This is a genomic window from Blautia sp. HCP3S3_D9, assembly GCF_052063845.1.
Lineage (GTDB): Bacteria > Bacillota > Clostridia > Lachnospirales > Lachnospiraceae > Blautia_A.
Window position 1 is genome coordinate 1 of record NZ_JBQHWS010000182.1, and the last position, 5143, is coordinate 5143.

General features: G+C 28.6%; 5 protein-coding genes. All 5 read left to right on the plus strand.

Annotated features, from left to right (window positions below; translation table 11 throughout):
* Nucleotides 1–1116: O-antigen ligase family protein (locus tag ACTNES_RS19270; protein WP_441040421.1), on the plus strand; the 1116-nt coding region annotated here is incomplete at its 5' end.
* Nucleotides 1113–2288 carry a glycosyltransferase gene (locus ACTNES_RS19275; protein ID WP_441040422.1) on the plus strand — a complete coding sequence of 392 codons (1176 nt, stop codon included), beginning with the start codon at nt 1113–1115 and terminating at the stop codon, nt 2286–2288. The genes ACTNES_RS19270 and ACTNES_RS19275, both read left to right, overlap by 4 nt.
* Nucleotides 2278–3168, plus strand: coding sequence for a beta-1,6-N-acetylglucosaminyltransferase (locus ACTNES_RS19280; protein WP_441040423.1), 891 nt, complete (start codon nt 2278–2280; stop codon nt 3166–3168). The genes ACTNES_RS19275 and ACTNES_RS19280 overlap by 11 nt, the downstream gene beginning before the upstream one ends.
* A 62-nt stretch (nt 3169–3230) precedes the next feature.
* Nucleotides 3231–4376 carry a polysaccharide pyruvyl transferase family protein gene (locus ACTNES_RS19285; protein WP_441040424.1) on the plus strand — a complete coding sequence of 382 codons (1146 nt, stop codon included), beginning with the start codon at nt 3231–3233 and terminating at the stop codon, nt 4374–4376.
* 2 nt (nt 4377–4378) lie between these two features.
* Nucleotides 4379–5143, plus strand: a 765-nt coding sequence (locus ACTNES_RS19290; protein WP_441040425.1) for a polysaccharide pyruvyl transferase family protein, incomplete at its 3' end; no start/stop codon positions are given.

Genomic DNA, 5143 nt, shown 5'->3' on the forward strand with positions numbered 1-5143 from the left:
ATAAATACTATAGAACAAAAATTATGGTTAGTTTTTTTGGGATATGTTTTGATAAATTATCTAGTTTGTTCAAACAAGCAAGATGCAGGTGGATTAGTACAATCATTAGCAGTATATTCGATTTTTGTATTTATAGGATTTAGTGATGATTTTTATAAGAGATTATTGAGCACGTGGAATATTTTGAACTTTTTATGTGTTTTAACAGTTTTCTTGAGCGCCGTATTTAAAAATTTTATGTTAGGATTTTTCGATAATATTATGATAGGGGTTGCACAGGATACTGTTATAAAAGAAATGGCAGCAGGGGTATATTCGGGAATTTTTGGAGAAAAATTAAATGCAGCGTATGCAGCAAGCCTTGGATTTGTTTTTACATATAGTAGATATTTAAAAAAACCTAAATTTAAACTATTAATATTATCATTTTATTATGTGGTTGCTATTTTTTTCACTGGTAAAAGAATTTCTATTTTAATGTTGATTTTTATGATTTGCAGTTCAGTATATATTAATAATAAAGACAAGCACTATTTACACAAATCAAAAAAATATATTTTATCTGCAATATTATTATTTGTAGTCGTGATAATAGCATTGCCAGAAGTTCGAGCTTCTATGGGAAAAATAATAGGATTGTTTCAAAATGATGGAAGTACAGACATTACAAGTAGTCGGTCTACTTTGTTATGGCCAGTCGGAATTAGTATGTTTATGAGAAATCCATTATTAGGTTCAGGTCTATGCAGTTACAATAGAAATATGAGATATTATTATAGAGATAGTAGCTCTGTGTTAGCTAATTGGAGTACAAATGCACACAATATATATTTACAAACGTTGGCCGAGTTAGGTCTTGTAGGAGCTTGTATTTTGTATAGTTGTTTCATATATAATATGATACATACGGTGAAATTATATCGAAAGATAGAAGATATAGATGATAAGCAATTGTGTTTAATTTCACTAGGAATTCAAATGGTTTTTCTGTTAGTTGGAATAACGGAAAATACCTTTTATACAGCAGCACAATTGGCAACCTATCTTATAGCAATTGGGATACAAGTGGCGATGAATAGAAAATATAGTGGAGAGAGGAAGCTGAATTTACAATGAAAAGAGCTATTATAGTAACAGCTTTAACGGGATTTGTCAGAGCATTTTTATTATATGATATAGAATTATTAAAAGAATTAGGATATGAAGTTGATTGTGCGGCAAATGGAAATGGAGATAAAGAATCTGAGCTAGATAATAAGAGATACTTTAAAAAGTTAAATGTGAAGTTTCATCAAATCGATTTTTCATCAAACAAACCAATTAGTAAAGAAACAATAAAATCCTATGGACAATTAAAAGAATTACTAAGAGAAAATATGTATGATTTAGTTTTAATTCATACTCCTATTCCAGGCGTGTTAATGCGATTGGCGACAAAGAATCTTAGAAAAAAAACTCCAGGAATGAAGGTTATTTATACAACACATGGATTTTATTTTCATGAAAAATGCAGTAAAAAACAAAAATTAATTTATTATAATATTGAAAAATTAATGTCAAAATATACAGATGCAATTATAACAATTAATAACGAAGACTTTATGGCTGCAAAAACCATGAATTGTAAGAAAGTATTCCACATTAATGGTGTGGGGGTCAATACAAAGAAATATGAAATAAAAGATTTTGATAGAGATATGTATAGAAAAAAACTAAATATTTCAGAAGATAAAATTGCTTTATTATCTATTGGAGAGCTTTCTTATAGAAAAAACTATCAAGTTGCGATAAAGGCTATTGCGAAAATAGAAAATAAGAATCTTGTATATTTGATCTGTGGAAAAGGGCTTGTTGGAAGTGGAATAATGGATGAATTAAAAAAAGAAGCAGAAGATTTTGGGGTTGATGTTCGGTTTTTGGGATATAGAACAGATATTCCGGAGATTATTGCAAGCTCAGATATTGGGATCATTCCTTCAAACAGAGAAGGACTTGGTTTAGCAGGAATAGAAATGCTAGCTGGGGGAATTCCTGTTGTAGGGTCATCGGTGCAAGGAATAAAAGATTATATAGTAGATGGAAAAACAGGATATTTAGCAGATCCATATAGCGATATTGAATTTTCAGAGGCACTGAAAAAATTGTTGAATAAAGAAAAAAGAAAAAAAATGATAGGTAACTGTATAGAGATGGCAAAGAACTTTGATGATGAGGTCTCTCATAATCAGATAAAAAAAATCTATTGTGAAATAGACAATGCGGTTGAGGAACAGATATATGGAAAGTAAACATGCATATCTTATTATGGCTCATAACAAATTTGATATGTTAATAACATTAATACAACAGTTAGATGATACTAGAAATGATATTTATATACATATTGACAAAAAAGCAGAAGATGTACCTTATAGCGAAATAAAAAATAGTATTGCTAAATCAAAGCTATATTTTGTTAAATCAGTTAATGTGATATGGGGGCATTATTCTCAAATCGAATGCGAAATGGAATTGTTAAAGGCTGCGAATGCCAATAGAAAATATCAGTATCTTCATCTATTATCAGGAGTTGATTTACCAATAAAATCTCAAGAAGAAATACATAATTTCTTTGAAGAAAATCAAGGTAAAGAGTTTTTAGATATTGAAGTAGAGGAAAACGATAGGCATACAAGGGCAAGATGTAGATATTATTGGTTATTTCAAAGAATAAATGGGAGACACAGTAATAAATCAATTTTTCGCATATTAGAGGGAATTAATGTTAGAGTGCAACGAACATTAAAAGTGTGTAGAATTCCTAAGCAGATTGTTATAAAAAAAGGAGCAAATTGGTTTAGTATTACAGGAGATTTTGCAGAATATATTGTAGGAAAAGAAAAATTGATTGAAAAGTATTTCAAAAAATCTTTTTGTGGAGATGAAGTTTTTATACAGACACTTCTTTATAACTCAGCCTATAAAGATAATATATATATTCCTAAAGATCAAGAAAATACAAATCGTAGACTTATTGATTGGAATAGAGGAAATCCGTATATTTTTAGGAGTGAGGATTTGAAATTATTACAACAGTCAAATTGTTTATTTGCACGTAAATTTGATATAGAAGTTGACGAAAAAATAATAGAAAATTTAGTGAAATATATTAACGAAAAAAGTAATTAAACTTTAGAAAACAAAAATATGATGAAAGGATAGATGTTTTAAATAAACATTATAGAAATAAAATGAAAATTGGAATTATTACTTTTCACGCATCAGATAATTGTGGGTCTATGTTACAAGCCTATGCCTTGCAAACTATATTGGAGAAAAAATATAAGTGTGAAACAGAAATTATAGATTTTTCAAGTAAAGGTCAAAGACAAATGTATTCTCTTTGGGATACAAAATTACGTCCGAGAATTATTAAATCAAATTTAAAGGCGATACCTTATTGGAAAAGTATAAAAAGGATGAAATTTGATTATAAAGAATTTTCAGAAACGAATTTTCATCTTACGGAAAAAAAATATAAAAATAATGATGAACTTTTTGAACTAAAAGAGAAATATGACATTGTTATAGCAGGAGGAGACCAAGTCTGGAATATAAGATGCAGAGATACAGATTTGGCATACTTTTTGAATTTTGTGGGAAAGAGTTCTAAAGTAGCATATTCACCAAGCTTAGGTGCAGTTAACATAAATCAATATGCTTCAGACCCAAGTGTATATAAAAAATTGTTAGAAAAATTTGATTATTTATCAGTTAGAGAACCTAATGGACAAAAATGGCTAGAAGAACTCATAGGACGAAAAGTGCCGATTATAGCAGACCCAACAATGTTATTAACAAAAGAACAATGGTTAAAGAGTTTAAATGTTAAATCTACAGGAATAAAGGGGAAATTTATATTTTATTATGCGTTTTCTTATAGCAATACTGTACTAAATGAGAGACTTTCAAAAGTGGCTAATGAAATGGGAATGAAAGTAGTTGTTTTAGAGAAAAAAGCTTGGTCGGTAAATCATCTGGACGAGTACAAGATAGAACTATTCGAGCGTTCAGGACCATTAGCATTTATTGAATTAATGAATGAAGCGGAAGCAGTAGTAACAGATTCGTTTCATGGAACTCTGTTTTCTGCGTTATTTAATAAAAATTTTTGTAATTTTAGACATAAGGTAGAAATGGACCCGGATGATGATAGATCTCAAGCTTTGCTTAGTCAGTTAGGATTGGAGGACCACTATGTTTTAGGTGAAGAAATAAGAAGTGAAGATTTGTGGATTCCAACAGATTATGAAAAAGTCAATGATAAAATTGAGGCTATGAGAATAAGAGCATTTGATTATATTAATTCGTTTACTAAAATGAATAAGGAAAAATAGATATGAAAAAAATAGCAATATTGACAATTTTTAATAACAATAATAATTATGGTGGAGTTTTACAGGCTTATGCCTTGCAATATGTATTAAGAAAAAAAGGATATATCGCAGATGTTGTTGTGTATATTAATGGGAAAAATCCTATTTATAAATCAGTTGGATCACAGCTAAAACAATATAAAATAAACGAAATTGTACATAAAGTTTTAGCAAAAGTAGAAGGAAAAGTTTTTAGTAAAAAAATAATAAATATTTTAGAGGATAGAGAGTATTTATTTAATAACTTTAGAGAGAATTATATTAATAAATCAGAACCTTATGATGATAATACGTTGAGGGATAGTCAAAGAATATATGATGCTTACATCTGTGGTTCAGACCAAATTTGGAATCCTAATGCAGCAAGAAATGGATTTCTTTTATCTATGATTGATGAAAAACATTATAAAATTGCATATGCGGCAAGTATTGGGCGTTCTGTACTTACAGAATATGAAAAATCTATAATGATACCTTTAATAAAACGGTTTGATTTTGTATCCGTACGAGAAAAAACGGCACAAGCAATATTATCAAACTCAGGAGTAGAAGATGTAAATGTTGTTTTAGATCCAACATTGCTAATTGATAAAGTAGAATGGGAAGCTCTTTGTAATAAAGAATTAGCAAAAGAAAAATATGTATTATGCTACTTTTTTTCAGACAGTAGAGAATATAGAAAAAAAATAGAGAAATATTGTAAATTATATAATTTAAAACTATATTAT